Below are 16,144 nucleotides of genomic sequence, written 5' to 3'. Positions count from 1 at the left end.
GCTATACCTCACCTTCAGGATTTATTTGTTCCTTCAGTGTTCCATAAATTTCTTCACTTATTTTTCCACCTAAATTTCGCTCTAATCTTTTTGTCTTAAAAGATTTTTCAAAGCATTCTATACTTTTACAAATATATGCACCTCTGCCTGGCTTTTTCCCGATTAAATCTATAGAAATTTCGCCTTCTTTACTACGAACTATACGTAATAACTCTTTTTTACATTTCATTTCCATACAACCTGTACACATGCGCTGAGGTATTTTTTTAACTTTCATAAAGCCATCACCTACTCTTCAGTAATTGTCTGGATTACTTCATTTTCAATAGTTTCGATTGTTTCCATCTGATATTGTGCTTGGGTTCTACTTTTAATGTCAATTTTCCAACCTGTAAGTCTTGCTGCCAATCTAACATTTTGGCCTTCTTTTCCTATAGCCAGGGATAATTGATTATCTTCCACTATAACCTTTGCAGATTTAGAAGCTTCTTCAACTACTACATTCAATACCTTTGCCGGACTTAAGGCATTTGAAATATATTCTTCAGATCTTTTGCTCCACTTAATAATATCAATTTTTTCATTTCTTAATTCATTAACTATATTTTGAACTCTAATACCTTTTGGCCCAACACAAGCTCCCATAGCATCAACATTTTCATCATTTGAATATACTGCGATTTTAGTTCTTGAACCTGCTTCTCTTGAAATACTTTTTATTTCAACAACTCCACCAAAAACCTCTGGCACTTCCAGTTCAAATAAACGTTTTACAAGACCTGGATGAGTTCTTGATACTCCTACTTGAGCACCTTTAGTAGTATTTTTAACCTCAACAATATATAGTTTTAGTTTTTCATTGAAATTATATTCCTCACCAGGCATTTGCTCACTGGCTCCAAGCACAGCTTCAATTTTACCCAAATCTATAAATACATTTCCTCTATCTTTCCTTATAACACTTCCTGTAATAATATCAAATTCTTTGGTGATAAATTCATTGTAAATTATATTTCTTTCGGCTTCTTTAATTCTCTGAATAACAACTTGTTTTGCAGATTGTGCAGCTATTCTTCCGAATTTTCTTGGAGTTACTTCAATATCAACGATATCATCAATTTGATATCTAGGGCTATACTCTTTAGCTTCTTCGAGTGATATTTCATTAACTTCTTCAATCACTTCTTCTACAACTACCTTTTGACCATAAACATGTATTTCGCCTGTTTCTCTATTCATTGATACTTTTACATTTTGGCTATTGCTGGACAAAGTAGCATAATTTTTTTTATATGCTGCAACTAATGCATCTTCAATAGTTTGAAAAAGTAAATCTTCACTGATTCCCTTTTGATCTACAATTTCTCTCAATGCTTCAATAAATTCCTGATTCATTTTAACATCCTCCTTACAGCACTGGTTTCAAATTCACAATGGAAATCTTTTCTTTAGGAATAGATATATTATTCCCATCATATTGAATTTCTATTTGTATATCAGAAAATCCTAATAAATTGCCCTCAAGTTTTTTCTTGCCCTCATATAGACTATTTAAATTAACTAGTACATTCTCACCAATGTATTTTTTCAGATGATTATCATCATATAAAGTTCTCTCAATACCTGGAGAGGATACTTCTAAACAGTAACTATCAGTTATTGGGTCTTCTACATCTAATATCTCGCTTGTGGCTCTGCTGACCTTTTCACAATCTTCTAAAGATATTCCATTATCACTATCTATATAAATTCTCAGAAAATTTTCTCCTGCTTCTTTTACATACTCTATATGATATAATTCAAGATTATTTTTTTCTGCTATTGGCTCAGTTATTTTTCTAAGTTTTTGTATCAAGGTATCATTTTTCATTTTAACACCCTCCTTTTATTAATATTTTCTACAATTATTAACATAATTAATCATAATATTATAATTAAAACGCAACCATGAGTTGCGTTTCAATAAATAGAGAGTAGGCGGGCCTACTCTCTTACAATAAAATTCTCTCTTACAATAAAATTATCAGCCATAACCAATATATATTATTCTATCATATAAAATTTGCTATTTCAAGGGCTAATTATATTTCGCTAAAAAAACGACAGCTGATTTGTCTCAGGCAGTCCTTTTAAGCATCCATGATTCGCTAATGCTTCAACTACTGTTTTAGAAATTTTGCAACGAGTTCTCAAATCTTCTTTTGAGATGAACTCACCTTCATCTCTTATTGCAACTATGCTTTTAGCCGCATTTTCTCCTACACCCTCAAGACCGTTTAGTGGTGGTCTTATTGCATCATCTTCAATTTTAAATTTAACAGCATCAGATTTATAAAGATCCACATTTAATAATTTGATTCCTCTTTTAAACATTTCATAAGATAACTCAAGGGTTGTTAGAAGTCCTTTTTCTTTAGTTCCTATATCATTACCCATAGCCACTAGTTCATCCATTTTAAGTTTTATAGCACTCTCACCTTTTGCAATCAAATCCGCATCAAAGTCATCTGCTCTTATTGTAAAGTAAGTAGCATAGTATTCCTTAGGATAATATACCTTATGGTAGGCTATTCTTACCGCCATCATTACATAAGCTACTGCATGCCCCTTAGGAAACATATACTTTATTTTTTTGCAAGATTCTATATACCAATCAGGAACATCATGTTCTCTCATTATCTTTTCATCATCTTCCTTAAGTCCCTTACCTTTTCTTACACTCTCCATGATAGTGAAAGCAGTTTTAGGCGGAAGTTCTTTCTGCATTAGATATACCATAATATCATCTCTTGTAGAAATACAATCTTTTAATGTTGTAAATCCTTCTTTAATATAATATTGTGCATTATTAATCCATACGTCCGTACCATGAGATAATCCTGAAATTCTAACAAGATCTGCAAAAGATTTTGGCTGAGTATCGAGTAGCATCTGTCTAACAAATTTTGTACCAAACTCTGGCAGACCATAACTTCCTACTTCACAACCCAATTCTTTAATGGTAAGCCCCAATGCTTTTGGTGATGTAAATAAACTTATAACCTTAGGATCTGACAATGGAATAGTTTTGGGGTCAAGTCCTGTTAAGTCTTGAAGCATCCTAAGTACCGTAGGGTCATCATGACCAAGTATATCAAGTTTGAGTAGCCTACCACTTATGGAATGGTAATCAAAATGTGTTGTAACAATATCTGATGTTGGATCGTCTGCAGGATGTTGTACTGGGCAAAAATTATATATCTCATTGTCGCTTGGAACAACCATTATTCCACCTGGATGTTGCCCTGACGTCCTCTTAACACCAGTACACCCAAGTACAAGCCGTTCTATCTCGGCTTGGGGCACCATAATATCTTTTTCACCTAAATATTTTTTTACATATCCATAAGCAGTCTTGTCAGCAATAGTTCCAATTGTCCCTGCCTTAAAAGTATGCCCTTTTCCAAACAGCACCTCTGTATACCTATGGATGTCTGCTTGATTTTCTCCTGAAAAATTCAAATCTATATCCGGTTCTTTATCTCCTTCAAAGCCTAAGAAGGTTTCAAATGGGATATCATGACCATCTTTCATATATTGTGCACCACAATTTGGACACTCTTTTCCAGGCAAATCAGCGCCTGATCCAATAGATCCATCTAAAAAGAATTCACTCTTTTTACAACTCGGACATACATAATGGGGTGGAAGGCCATTTACTTCTGTTATATTAGACATATTGGCTACAAAAGAAGATCCAACTGAACCTCTCGAGCCTACTAAATAACCGTCAGCAAGAGATTTGGCTACTAGTTTTGCAGCTATTAGATACAGTACAGCATATCCATTATTTATAATAGAGTTTAATTCCTTGTCCAATCTTTTTTGGACTACTTCTGGTAAGGATTCGCCATATATTGAATGAACTTTATCCAAGGTCATCTCGCGAATTTCATCTTCTGCACCCGCTATTTTAGGTGGAAACGTTCCATCCGGTATTGGTTTTATAACTTCTATAAGTTCAGCGATCTTATTTGGACTTACAATTACTACTTCCCTGCATTTTTTTTCTCCTAAATAAGCAAACTCCTTTAACATCTCATTAGTTGTTTTAAAATATAGAGGTGGTTGGTCATCTGCATCTGAAAACCCTTTACCAGCCATTAAAATCCTTCTAAACACTTCATCTGAGGCATCTAAAAAGTGCACATCCCCTGTAGCCACTACTGGCAAATTATTTTTTTCTCCTAAAGCACATATTTTTTTATTAATATCCATTAATTCATTTTCATCTTTTACCATACCATTTTTAATCAAAAATTTATTATTTAGGAGTGGTTGTATTTCTAAATAGTCATAAAATTCTACAATGCTTTTAATATCTTCTTCCGATTTCCCTTGGAGCACTTCCTTATATACTTGCCCAGCTTCACAGGCGGATCCAATTATAAGACCTTCTCTATATTTTTCAATTAATGTTTTAGGAAGTCTAGGTCTTCTATGGAAATGTTCTAAATTTGAAATTGAAATAAGCTTATAAAGATTTTTAAGACCTATTAGATTTTTCACTAAAATAATCACATGATAGGTATTTGCCTTTTTTATATCGAAATCGCCTAAAAACTTTTTATTTAATGTATCTAAGTCTAAAATATCTTTTTCTTTTAATAAACCAAAGCAATGTAATAGTATTTCTGCAGTAGCTTTAGCATCATCTACAGCTCTATGATGATTTTCTAATGAAATGCCTAAATGCTTAGCCACAGTGTTTAGCTTAAAGCGTTTCAGAGTTGGAAGTAAAAACTTTGCTAGTGGGATTGTATCCATAATTGCATTTTCAAAGAGGAGTCCTAACCTCTTTGCATTTTTTATAATAAAAGCTGTATCAAAAGCAGCATTATGAGCTACCACCACGCTACCTTGTGTAAACTCTAAAAACTTAGGAAGAATTTCGCAAATGGAGTCTGCATCCTCCACCATTTCGTTTGTTATTCCAGTAAGTTCTGTGATCTTGTAAGGTATATCTATTCCTGGATTTACAAATTCATTAAATCTATCTACTATTTTCCCATTTTCGATTTTAACTGCCCCAATTTCAGTAATTCTATCATTTTCACTGGATAGACCAGTTGTTTCTATATCAAAGACTACAAAACAATCATCTAAAGTTTCATTTTTATTATTAATAACAATAGGAACTCCATCATCTACAAGGTAACCCTCAACGCCGTATATAATTTTAATATTATTTTTTTTTGCTGCATCCATGGCTTCAGGAAAAGCTTGCACTACACCATGATCAGTTATTGCTACTGCGCAGTGTCCCCATTTAGCAGCTCTTTCAATAAGTTTAGAAGTTGGAGTCATGCCATCCATTGCACTCATTTGAGTGTGCATATGAAGTTCAACTCTTTTCTCTTGCGCATTGTCCATTCTTTCTATTTTCTTTAGCTTTACTATATCTCTTGCCATTATAACAACTTCTTTTGCATAGGTATCATAACTTGCTTCTCCACGTAGCTTACAATATAGTCCTACTTTAATTTCTTCCATAATCTTTTCTACATCTTTAGGCTTTGGAAAACATTTAACTGTAATTGAACTTGTGTAATCCGTAATAAAAAACGTTATAATTATTCTTCCTGTTTTTGTTTCTATTATATTTACTTTAAAAATATCACCACAGGCACATACTATTCCTGAAGTTTCATTTATATCTTGTATTTCTATATTTTCACCATTTATATTTCTTCCCATTATTGTGTTTTCATCGGCAACCTCATTTTTTTTATAACCTTGCCCGTTACCTTTATTCCATTTATTACCGTTGCTGAAATCTTTATTTTGACTACTGGTCTGTGGTTTATCTTTCTTTTCTACATTTATATTTTTAATGATCTCATTAATTATAGTTTGATTTTCCTTTTCTTTTTTGCCAATATCCTCTTCTTTAGAAAGTTCACTGTTATGCTCTAATTTAACAAGTGAATTAACTCCGAACATATCATTTATAGTGTTTTTCAAAAGAAGTTCTATGTTTTTGTCTCTTAGAATTTTGCACATAAAATCATTACCACACTGAATTTTCAACGTACCATTTTCAATAGTTCTAGAAGATTTTAACAAACTATCTTTACTTGATGGTTGCGTGGTAGCTATTACATTGACAACATCTAACCAAAACTTATCTGCTACATCTTCTATTGTGGCATTTGATACATCTTGGTAACAAATTAATTGTATATCTTCAAAACTACTTAACCGTTTTGAAATAATATTTTTGATTAGTAGTTTTTTATAATCATCTATATTCACAAAAGATTTGATTATCACCCTTAATTTGTTGCTTTTTTTAAGGTATTGAACTCGGAGCACCTTAATATCATCTACTAATGTTTGTTCGTTTGAATCAAAATCATTTTTTAACATTTCAGCTAGGCTTACATTCATTAGTATTCCTCCTGATTTGGCATTTTATAGTTTATCTATCTCGCGAAGAAGTTCTTCCACTAAATCTTCTTCCTTAACAGTTTTAATTATTTCGCCTTTTTTAAATATTAGGCCAACTCCTTTGCCTCCAGCGATTCCAATATCCGCTTCTCTTGCTTCACCAGGACCATTAACGGCGCACCCCATTATTGCAATTTTTATGTTCTTATGGCAATTTGTGAGTCTCTGCTCTACTTCATTTGCAATTTTTATAAGATTAATTTGAGTTCTTCCACAAGTAGGGCATGATATAAATTTAATTCCATCATCAATATAGCCCAAAGATTTTAAAATTTCTATAGCAACTTTAACCTCGTCTACTACATCTCCAGTTAGAGATACTCTTATAGTGTCTCCAATTCCCTCCGCTAGTAGTGCTCCAATGCCCACACTTGATTTTATTGTTCCTCGCCATGTAGTTCCAGCCTCAGTAACGCCTAGGTGCAGTGGGTAATCTACCTTACCTGATATTAATTTATAACTTTCAATCATCATGACTACATCAGAAGATTTTATAGAAATAACTATATCATAGAAATTTAAACTCTCTAATATTTCAACATGCCTTAAGGCACTTTCCACTAGTGCCTGCGCACATACATGACCATATTTTTCAAGAATATCACTTTCTAAGGATCCTGAATTTACACCAATTCTAATAGGAATGCCCTTATCACTTGCTGCTTTTGCAACTAATTTTATTTTATCAATACTACCAATATTACCTGGATTAATCCTTAATTTAGCTATGCCATTTTCAATAGATTTTAATGCTAGCTTATAGTCAAAATGAATATCTGCAACTAAGGGTATATGAATTCTTTTTACAATATCTTTAATAGCCTCCGCCGCTAGCATATCAGGCACTGCGCATCGTACAATGTCACAGCCCGCCTCTTCGAGTTGAAGAATTTGTGCTACAGTAGCATCTACATCTCTTGTATCAGTGTTTGTCATAGACTGCACCGCTACCTTCGAGTCTCCGCCTATATATATACTTCCAACTTTAATCTTCTTGGTTTTGCGTTTTTTCATAGTCCTCATCTCCTAGAATTTTATTGGACTGACTATATCCTTAATGACTACCAATACCATTATTGCCATTAAAACCATAAATCCAATATTATTTACAGCTCCAACTTTATTTTCATCTAATTTTTTACCTGATATTATTTCAAATAACAGTATAAAAATCCATCCTCCATCCAAAGCCGGGAAAGGTATTATGTTGAATATTCCCAGTTGCACACTAAGTAGTGCAGTAAGAAAAAGTAATTTTACAAGGCCAGCGTGTGCCGCCATTGTTGATATTTTTATTATACTTACTGGTCCCCCAACATCATTGGCAGAAACTTGACCGCGAAATAAGCTACCGAAAAATCCAAAAGTTTGTTTTGCTGTACCAATAGTTTGATTAAATCCATATTCCACAGACTGACCAAAGTTCAATTTTTTTTCTACATTAGAAGCTGCAATTCCTATCATGAATCTTTTTTCTTTGGCATTCATAATAGGTTTTACTGTAATTTTTTCAGCCTTTGAATTTCTTACTATTTCAATATTCATACTTTCACCTTTAGAAGCGAAAATCTCATTTAAAGCTTGATCCCATCTATCTACTTTAACTTTATTAACCTTAGTAATTTCGTCTCCAACTTTTATTCCGGCCTGCATTGCTGGACTATTAGGAGATACTTGCCCTATTATTGGTAATACATACCCTTCTGAAGCTCCTACAATAGCAAATAAAACCACTGCTAAAATTAAATTCATAATTGCACCTGCTGAAACTATGCTTAATTTTTGACCTGGAGTCTTATTGTTGAAAGCTCTCGGATCATTGCTTCCTTCATCTTCACCTTCCATTTTAACATATCCACCAATAGGAAATGCCTTAATTAAATACTCGGTTTCTTTTCCTTTTATCCCAAAAATTTTTGGACCCATTCCTAGTGAAAATTCATATACTTTTACTCCATTTAGCTTACACATAGCAAAATGGCCTAATTCATGTATTATAATCAAAAGACTAAATGCTAATATGGCCATGATAAAATATGGTATATTTGCTATAATACTACTCATAGTAATTCTCCTCTCTATTCTTTATCATAATTATTTCTTACGTATTCTCTTACCCTTAAATCAATTTCTAAAATTTCTTCTAAATTAGGCCTGGTTTGGTGCTCAAATTTATTCATACATTTTTCTATAATATATTCTATTTGAAGATACTTTATTTTATAATCTAAGAATAATTCAACCGCTACTTCATTAGCTGCATTCATTATAGCAGGCATATTACCGCCCATTCTTCCTGCGCTATAAGCTAATTTAAGACATTTGAAAGTATCCATATCTGGCTTTTCAAAAGTCAAATTACCCATATTATAAAAATCTAACTTATCAATAACAGCGTTATTTCTTTCAGGATAGTTAATTGCATATTGAATAGGTAATCTCATGTCAGTAGAACTTAGTTGCGCTATTACACTTCCATCTACATATTCTACCATAGAATGTATTATACTTTGAGGATGAACTACTACTTGTATATTTTCGTAATCTACACCAAATAACCAGTGTGCCTCTATAACTTCAAGCCCTTTATTCATAAGCGTTGAAGAATCAATAGACACTTTTTTGCCCATATTCCATTTGGGGTGTTTTAGCGCCTCTTCCGGTTTTATTTCCACTAATTGCTGTTTGCTTTTCCCTCTAAATGGTCCACCTGATGCAGTTAGTATTATTTTATTAACATTCTCTAACCTATTACCTTGAAGACATTGAAAAATAGCACCATGTTCTGAATCAACCGGTAAAATATTTACATGGTTTTTTCTAGCTGCCTCCATTACAAGTCCACCAGCCGCCACTAGTGTTTCCTTATTAGCTAAAGCGATGTCTTTTCCAGCATTTATAGCTTTTATAGTAGGAACAAGTCCTATCATGCCTACAACTGATGTTACTACAACATCAACTTCTGCTAGTGTGCTTATATAGTTTAAGCCTTCCAGTCCTTGCAAAATTTCTGTTGAATAATTTTTCTCCCTGCAATGTTTTTCAAGTTTCACTGAAGCTTCCCTGTCCATCATGGCAACATATTTAGGTTTAAATTCCTCTATGATGGGTATAATTTTTTCCCAATTTGTATTAGCAGATATTCCTACAATATCAAAATTATTAATATCATTTCGAATAACATCTAAAGTTTGAGTTCCTATGGACCCCGTAACTCCTAAAATAGTAACCTTCTTCATGCAAATCTCTCCATTCGTGTATTGCTATAATTAAATCATCACTTGCGTAGCTATTTATCTTCTTCGAATCTACAATATTAGTTTTACCTTATTATACAGCATTTAATATAACATATTTATCTACTAAAATAAAGCGAGTAGCAACATTTCCTATTATATAAGATATTATTATATATGTAGTATAATTCCATAATCAGTGCAAATATTACTTTGAAATATAAAATCATATATTTTCGCCAATGCCAATTATTCAATTAAGTTAATAATAACTACGAATAGTTTTTTGCATTCTGCTAAATATATGTTTTTTTAAACATTATGTGAATTTATAATCCTAATACAAATGTAATGTAATAAAATGCTCCCACGGACACAAATAGAATACTATCAAACCGATCCAAAATTCCGCCATGTCCCGGTATAAGACTACTATAATCTTTAGCTCCTACAAATCTTTTTATAGATGAAGCAATTAAATCTCCAAATTGTCCAACAATGCCACAAAGAACACCAATTATAACGAAATGATATAATTGAATAGGAACACCATATTTTGAAATAGCATAACCATAAATTGTGCACCCTATAGTACTTCCAAGTAAGCCTCCAATCGAACCCTCAATTGTTTTATTAGGGCTAACTTTAGGGCATAGCTTATGAATACCTCCTTTACCAAAAAATCTTCCAGAGTAGTAAGCTGAGGTATCACAAACCCATGAGCAAATAAATATAATCCATACTAAATATCCACCATAGGGTTTACTATTTGTAAATACTATAAAGCTAAAAAACACTGCCACATACAAAAAACCGAATATAGTTATAGCCACATCCACAAAATTATAATTTGTATAAATCACAGGAACACATAACATCAAGAAAATTGCCCCTATCAAAATGTATATATTAAAACTACTTGAAAAATCATTTCCCATGTTTAAGTAATATCCTATACATAAAATATATCCTATAAGTCCCATGGGCTTATAGTGTTTTTTCCTAGAAACTTTGTAGAATTCATACATACCCAAAAGTGAAAGTACCATTACAAGATATTTTAGGTAATCTCCCCCTAAAAATAAAAATATTATTAGCGGTGCTAGAATAAGTGCTCCTATATATCTATTATTCATAATTTTCTCCCCTATTTAACCTTTCCAAATCTTCTGTCTCTTTTTTGGTAATCTACTATTGCAAGTGTTAGATGCTTCTCATTAAAATCTGGCCAATTGATATCTGAAAACCAAAATTCTGAGTATGCGCTTTGCCAAAGTAAAAAGTTGCTTAATCGAAGCTCCCCGCTAGGCCTTATTATAAGATCTGGATCTGGCATTTCCCCCGTATACATATATTTTGAAAATAACTCTTCAGTTATTTCATCCTTTGATATTTTTTTGTTAATTAAATCTAGTGAAATTTCTTTTACAGCATCCACTATCTCGTTTCTTCCACCGTAATTTAAAGCTAAATTTAAAACTAAGCCTTTATTATTCTTTGTTTTTTCATAAGCATTGTCCAGTTCCACTCTACATATCCTTGGTAACTTTGATATGTTGCCAATAGAATTGATAACAACATCATTAGCGTTTAATTCCTCGAATTCATTTTTTAAATATTCTACTAATAATTTCATTAGTGCATCTATTTCTTGCATTGGCCTATTCCAATTTTCAGTAGAAAATGCATATAGTGTTAAATATTTAACCCCTAGTTTGTTACATTCTTTTACAATTTTTCTTATTGTTTCTACGCCAGCCTTATGCCCAAGTGCTCTAGGAAGATTACGTTGCTTGGCCCATCTTCCATTTCCATCCATTATAATAGCAATATGCGCAGGTATTCTTTTCATATCTAAATCAATATTAGTACTTATATTTTTATCTTTTTTAAAAAAAGCGAATAATTTTTTCAATAAAATTCTCTCCTTTTTATTAGTTATAGTATAATTTTAAATAGAACCTGCATAACTGCAGGTTCTATTTAAAATTATATACTAAACTACCATTATTTGTTTTTCTTTAGTGTCTATCATTTTGTCTACTTCTTTAATAAATTTATCTGTTTCCTTTTGGATGGTATCTTCTGATTTTTTCACTTCATCCTCAGTAACTTCATTGTTTTTTTTCAAAGCCTTAATTTTATCATTAGCGTCTCGCCTAATAGACCTTATGGCTACTTTAGCATCTTCTCCTGCTTTCTTAACAGTTTTAAGCAGCGCTTTTCTTGTTTCCTCAGTAAGTTCAGCAATAATCAATCTAATCGCTGAACCATCATTTGATGGGTTTAATCCTAAATCAGATTTCAATATAGCTTTTTCTATATCTTTCATAGATGATTTATCCCAAGGCTGAATAAGCAATACTCTAGGTTCTGGTGCAGAAATGTTTGCTAGTTGACTTAGTGGCACAAAACTACCATAACATTCAACCTGAACCCTATCTAGCATTTTAGGATTTGCTCTTCCTGCTTTCATACTTTCAAACTCATGTTTTAAAACTGCAATAGTTTTATTCATTTTTTCATCAGCAATACTAATAATTCCCTTAATCATAGAATTCCCTCCATATTATTGTTATTCTTTAATAGAAGCAGTTACTAAAGTACCAATTTTTTCTCCTAAAACTGCTCTTTTTATATTTTCTGGTTTATCAAGTCCAAAGACTAATATAGGTATATTGTTATCCATACATAATGATGTAGCAGTAGAATCCATAACTTGAAGTCCTTTTTCAAGCACATTAATATAACTTAGCTCCTCAAACTTCACAGCATCCTTATAAATATGTGGATCCTTATCGTAAACACCATCAACTTTTTTAGCAAGCAGAATTACTTCAGCTTCTATTTCTGCTGCTCTGAGTGCTGCCGTTGTATCAGTTGAAAAATATGGATTACCTGTACCCGCTGCGAATATAACAACTCTACCTTTTTCCAAATGTCTCATTGCTCTTCTTCTTATAAACGGTTCTGCTACTTCTTTCATTTCAATGGCAGTTTGCACTCTAGTATTAACACCTAGATTTTCTAGTGAATCTTGAAGCGCTAATGCATTGATGCAAGTTGCCATCATCCCCATATAATCTGCAGTAGTTCTGTCCATACCTTCACCACTTCTACCACGCCATATATTTCCACCACCAACAACTATTCCTATTTCAACACCCAGTTTTACCAATTCTTTTATTTGAAGTGCTATATCATTTGTAGTATCAAAGTCTATTCCAAATCCCTGCGCGCCGGCTAGTGCTTCTCCGGAAATCTTTAACATAATTCTTTTATACTTAGCAACCTCCATAAACATTACACCTCCAAATTTAAAGTATTACTTATTTTAAAAAAGAGAACACGCAGTGTTCCCTTTAATTATTATTTACCTTGCACTTGTCTTTGAACTTCTTCAGCAAAGTTTTCTTCCTTCTTTTCTATTCCTTCGCCTCTTTCAAATCTTACAAATCTTGTTATCTTTATTTCAGCACCAAGTTTTGCAGATTCTTCTTGAAGATATTTCGTAATAGTATAGTCAGCGTTTTTAACCCAAACTTGTTCAAGCAAACAAACTTCTTTATAATATTTATTCACTCTACCCATAACCATTTTTTCAACGATTTTTTCTGGTTTTCCTTCGTTTAAAGCTTGAACCCTGTATATTTCTTTTTCTTTTTCTAAAGTTTCATGATCAACGCATGTATTATCTAAGAATAGTGGACTAGCAGCTGCTATTTGCATTGCAACATCTTTAGCAATTTGAATTAACGCGTCATCTTGTTTCTCGCAAGCTAGTTCTACTAAAACTCCTATTCTTCCGCCACCATGTATATAACTTTGAACTATACCTTTTTCAATAGCAAACTTTTGAAATCTTCTCACAGACATGTTCTCGCCCAATTTTGCTATTAGTGCTGTAACAGCATCATTAATAGTAATTGCTCCATCAGCTATGTATTTTTCTGAAACAAATTCATCAATAGTAGTTGAAGAAGTTTGTGCTGCTTGAATTGCTACGTTTTTTGCTACAGTAACAAAATCTTCATTATCAGCAACGAAATCTGTTTCACAGTTAACTTCTACAATAGATCCAGACTTCATATCTTCTGAAATAGATGTACATACTAATCCTTCTGCAGCTATTCTTCCAGCTTTTTTAGCTGCTGCTGCTAACCCTTTTTCTCTTAAAAGTTCAATGGCTTTCTCCATATCACCCTCTGTTTCACTTAGAGCTCTTTTACAATCCATCATTCCAGCCCCAGTTCTTTCTCTTAACTCTTTAACCATGCTTGCAGTAATCATTATTTATTTCCTCCTATTCCTATCTAACTTAAAAGGTAAATGAAAGAATTAACTTCCACCTACCCCTCAAATGTTATTTCATAATTATGTTTTAGATAAATATAGCTACTATTCTTATTAGATAAATATAGTTACTATTATTCAGCTAATTGTTCGCCTTGTCTTCCTTCTATAATAGCATCAGCTAATCTTTCAGTTATTAATTTAACTGCTCTTATAGCATCATCATTACCTGGAATTACATAATCAACTTCATCTGGATCACAGTTAGTATCAACTATAGCAACTACAGGGATTCCAAGAATTTTAGCTTCAGAGATTGCATTTTTTTCTTTTCTTGGGTCTACGATAAATAGAGCTCCAATTTTATTCGCATCCATACTTCTGATTCCGCCTAAATTCTTTTCTAGTTTTTCTCTTTCATTTAAAAGTTTACTAACTTCTTTTTTAGGAAGAACTTCAAAAACTCCATCTTCTTCAATTTTATATAATTCTTCTAATCTTTGTATTCTTGTTTTAATTGTTTTGAAGTTTGTTAACATTCCGCCTAACCATCTATTGTTTACAAAATGCATTCCTGATCTTATAGCTTCAAATTTAATAGCTTCTTGAGCTTGTTTTTTTGTTCCTACGAATAGGATATCCTTACCTTCTTCAGATACAGATTTAATAAAGTCATATGCCTCATCGATTTTTCTAACTGTTTTTTGTAAATCGATAATGTATATTCCGTTTCTTTCTGTAAATATGTAGGGAGCCATCTTAGGGTTCCATCTTCTAGTTTGATGTCCAAAATGAACACCTGCCTCTAATAATTGTTTCATTGAAATAACTGCCATTAATAGTAACCTCCTTGGTTTTTACCTCCATTACTATCATCTTATTGAAGACCAAATATTGGCACCCTTCCATAATCAAGCAATGTGTGTATTTTCTCACGGACTTATTGTATCACATGCTAAATATCTATTCAATAAAAATTTTCAATAAAACTAAAAACTTTTAATCGACTAAAGGATTTTTAATAGAATTTAAAAATAATACATTTATTAAAATGCTCATTTAATAAATATTTATACTTTAAAAAACAAAAAAAAATGGGTCAGGGCCTCATTGCCCTGACTCAATCTATTTTATTTTTTTAAGTTCGTCCATTAGTTTATCATTTAAAATTTTAATATGAGTACCCTTCATTCCAAGTGATCTTGATTCTATTACTCCTGCACTTTCAAATTTTCTAAGTGCATTGACTATAACAGACCTCGTTATTCCAACTTTATCTGCTATTCTAGATGCTACTAGCAATCCTTCAGTACCATCTAATTCGTTAAAAATATGTTGTACTGCCTCGAGTTCTGAATAGGATAAAGTTCCAATAGCAAGTTGTACTACAGCTTTCTTCCTTGCTTCTTCCTCTATCAAATCATTTTTCGATCTCAAAATTTCAAGACCAACTATAGTAGCACTATATTCAACTAAAACTAAATCTTCATCTGTAAAATCTTTATCAAATCTTGCAAGTAAAAGAGTACCTAGTCTTTCTCTATTTCCATTTATCGGCACAATTGTTGTTATTTTATTTTCTATTGCACATCCCTTACTATCTTCGAATACACAGTTTTTTTTGTTAGTAAGATTTTCTCTTGTTTCATTGATATTAAGTAAACTATTATTGTAATTTTCTGGGAACCTCATGTTTTTTATAATTTCATCTTTCATAATATCACATTCATATCCGCTTGATAAATTATAACCAAGTATTTTCCCTCTTCTGCTAATGATATACACACTACACTGTAGTACATCGCTTAGCAAATTACAAATATCATCAAAAACTACAGGCTCTGTTCCTGATTTTTGCAATATTTTATTTAACATTCTTGTTTTAGCTAATAGTGACACAATATTCCTCCTCGTTTATGTTATAAAACACAATCTATATTATTTAACCCAACTCATAAAGCAACTTTTTCAAAAACTACTTCTGAATAGATAGAAATCAAAATATTTTAAATTTTTAGAATCGTTCCTTCTCTATTTAATAATATCATAGTATTCATTCTATATCAACAGTGTTTTCATAAATTTCGACATAATATTTATAAATTTATTAAAAAATATGGTGATTT

General features: G+C 32.0%; 14 protein-coding genes. All 14 read right to left on the bottom strand.

Annotated elements, in window-relative coordinates; all coding sequences use genetic code 11:
- Position 1: 1 nt before the first annotated feature.
- The 14 genes from rnpM to codY all read right to left on the bottom strand — a co-directional run bounded on the left by rnpM (position 2) and on the right by codY (position 15,920).
- Positions 2–277 carry an RNase P modulator RnpM gene (gene rnpM, locus Ctaglu_RS06050; protein ID WP_124999086.1) on the bottom strand — a complete coding sequence of 92 codons (276 nt, stop codon included), beginning with the start codon at positions 275–277 and terminating at the stop codon, positions 2–4.
- A gap of 11 nt (positions 278–288) precedes the next feature.
- The gene (gene nusA / locus Ctaglu_RS06045) at positions 289–1,395 is read right to left on the bottom strand and encodes a transcription termination factor NusA (protein WP_124999084.1); all 1,107 of its coding nucleotides are present in this window, start codon (positions 1,393–1,395) and stop codon (positions 289–291) included.
- 13 nt (positions 1,396–1,408) lie between these two features.
- Positions 1,409–1,870, bottom strand: coding sequence for a ribosome maturation factor RimP (rimP, locus tag Ctaglu_RS06040; protein ID WP_124999075.1), 462 nt, complete (start codon positions 1,868–1,870; stop codon positions 1,409–1,411).
- Positions 1,871–2,091: 221 nt separating this feature from the next.
- Entirely contained in the window at positions 2,092–6,429 is a 4,338-nt protein-coding gene (locus Ctaglu_RS06035) for a PolC-type DNA polymerase III (RefSeq protein WP_124999073.1), read from the bottom strand.
- Positions 6,430–6,453: 24 nt separating this feature from the next.
- Positions 6,454–7,503: a flavodoxin-dependent (E)-4-hydroxy-3-methylbut-2-enyl-diphosphate synthase gene (gene ispG, locus Ctaglu_RS06030; protein WP_124999071.1), complete on the bottom strand. Its 1,050-nt coding sequence runs from the start codon at positions 7,501–7,503 to the stop codon at positions 6,454–6,456.
- Between the two features lie 12 nt (positions 7,504–7,515).
- Entirely contained in the window at positions 7,516–8,553 is a 1,038-nt protein-coding gene (gene rseP / locus Ctaglu_RS06025) for an RIP metalloprotease RseP (protein WP_124999069.1), read from the bottom strand.
- A 14-nt stretch (positions 8,554–8,567) separates the two neighbouring features.
- Positions 8,568–9,728, bottom strand: a complete 1,161-nt coding sequence (gene dxr, locus Ctaglu_RS06020; protein WP_124999067.1) for a 1-deoxy-D-xylulose-5-phosphate reductoisomerase — start codon at positions 9,726–9,728, stop codon at positions 8,568–8,570.
- A 326-nt stretch (positions 9,729–10,054) separates the two neighbouring features.
- Positions 10,055–10,861, bottom strand: coding sequence for a phosphatidate cytidylyltransferase (locus tag Ctaglu_RS06015; RefSeq protein WP_124999065.1), 807 nt, complete (start codon positions 10,859–10,861; stop codon positions 10,055–10,057).
- 11 nt (positions 10,862–10,872) lie between these two features.
- Positions 10,873–11,577 (bottom strand): undecaprenyl pyrophosphate synthase, encoded by a 705-nt coding sequence (uppS, locus tag Ctaglu_RS06010; RefSeq protein ID WP_233439701.1) that lies wholly within the window; start codon positions 11,575–11,577, stop codon positions 10,873–10,875.
- 144 nt (positions 11,578–11,721) lie between these two features.
- Complete coding sequence (gene frr / locus Ctaglu_RS06005) at positions 11,722–12,279, bottom strand: ribosome recycling factor (RefSeq protein WP_124999061.1); 558 nt, start codon at positions 12,277–12,279, stop codon at positions 11,722–11,724.
- 21 nt (positions 12,280–12,300) lie between these two features.
- Positions 12,301–13,023 carry a UMP kinase gene (pyrH, locus tag Ctaglu_RS06000; RefSeq protein ID WP_124999059.1) on the bottom strand — a complete coding sequence of 241 codons (723 nt, stop codon included), beginning with the start codon at positions 13,021–13,023 and terminating at the stop codon, positions 12,301–12,303.
- A gap of 71 nt (positions 13,024–13,094) precedes the next feature.
- Positions 13,095–14,015, bottom strand: a complete 921-nt coding sequence (tsf, locus tag Ctaglu_RS05995; protein WP_124999057.1) for a translation elongation factor Ts — start codon at positions 14,013–14,015, stop codon at positions 13,095–13,097.
- 137 nt (positions 14,016–14,152) lie between these two features.
- Positions 14,153–14,854 carry a 30S ribosomal protein S2 gene (gene rpsB, locus Ctaglu_RS05990; RefSeq protein WP_124999055.1) on the bottom strand — a complete coding sequence of 234 codons (702 nt, stop codon included), beginning with the start codon at positions 14,852–14,854 and terminating at the stop codon, positions 14,153–14,155.
- A 289-nt stretch (positions 14,855–15,143) separates the two neighbouring features.
- Positions 15,144–15,920 carry a GTP-sensing pleiotropic transcriptional regulator CodY gene (codY, locus tag Ctaglu_RS05985; RefSeq protein ID WP_124999053.1) on the bottom strand — a complete coding sequence of 259 codons (777 nt, stop codon included), beginning with the start codon at positions 15,918–15,920 and terminating at the stop codon, positions 15,144–15,146.
- Between the last annotated feature and the right edge of the window lie 224 nt (positions 15,921–16,144).

This window comes from Clostridium tagluense (genome assembly GCF_003865095.1).
Classification (GTDB): Bacteria; Bacillota; Clostridia; order Clostridiales; family Clostridiaceae; genus Clostridium_AD; species Clostridium_AD tagluense.
This window is presented reverse-complemented; position numbering and strand designations above follow the sequence as displayed.